The 978-nt window shown below is 66.4% G+C and carries 1 protein-coding gene; it reads right to left on the reverse strand.

The genetic code is table 11. The annotated features are described in order from the left end of the window. Window positions 1-172: 172 nt before the first annotated feature. Window positions 173-978, reverse strand: an 806-nt coding sequence (locus tag EOA60_RS34700) for a substrate-binding domain-containing protein (RefSeq protein ID WP_128312714.1), incomplete at its 5' end; no start/stop codon positions are given.

Here is a 978-nt window from a genome sequence, read left to right on the forward strand (position 1 = left end):
GCATGTGGTGACTTCCGACAATGTCGAGTTCGACGGCGGCCCGGACAACCGTTTCGACCCGGGCAACGGCTACCGCGACCAATACAAGAAGATCTGGGGCAAATAGACGCCATCCAGAACGATCAGCGAGCGGTCGGCGATCATCCGCCGGCCGTTCGTTTTTTCCGACGCTTCAGGCCGTGTGTCGCACAACAACCCTGGGCGTCATGCCGACTACGACGCGGTCATCGAGCGCTCGCCGCCCGTTGAGCAGGTCGAGCACCAGCTCGGCGACGCGGATGCCGATCTCATGCGCGCCGACGTCGATCGTGGTGATCGAAGGCACCGACTGCTCGGCGAGATCATAGGCGCCGAAGCCGGCAATCGCCACGTCGTCCGGCACGCGGATGCCGCGTCGAACGCATTCCATCAGGGCGCCGAAGGCGGAGAGGTCGGACACGCACATCACCGCTTGTGTGTCCGGCCAGCGCGAGATCATCTCGACCATGGCGGTCGCGCCCTCGCGCATCGAGATCGGCGGCACGCCGGAGGCAATCACGCGCGAAGCGTCGAGGCCGCGGTCCTCCAGCGCCGCGACGAAGCCGCGCCGGCGGTCCAGGCCGCGGGTGTCCCGCGAGGTGTCGCCACCGATAAAGCCCAGCCTCGAATAGCCGCGCTGGACGAAATGATCGACCATCAGCCGCCCGGCATCGGCATTGGAAAAGCCGACGACGTGGCCGATGGGATCGGCTGGCAAATCCCAGGTCTCCACCACCGGAACGCCGACATTTGCCAGCAGCTTGCGGCAGCGCGGCGTGTGCCGGCCGCCGGTGACGATGATCGCCTCCGGGCGACGCTGCAGCAATTGCCCGACCAGGCGTTCCTCCTCCTCGATATTATAGTCGGTGAAGCCGAGCAGGATCTCCAGCCCGCTGTCGCGCAGGCCCTCGGTCATGCCGCGCACCGTGTCGGCGAAGTTGGCGTTGTTGATCGAGGGCC

Source organism: Mesorhizobium sp. M1A.F.Ca.IN.020.06.1.1 (assembly GCF_004023265.1).
Lineage (GTDB): Bacteria > Pseudomonadota > Alphaproteobacteria > Rhizobiales > Rhizobiaceae > Mesorhizobium.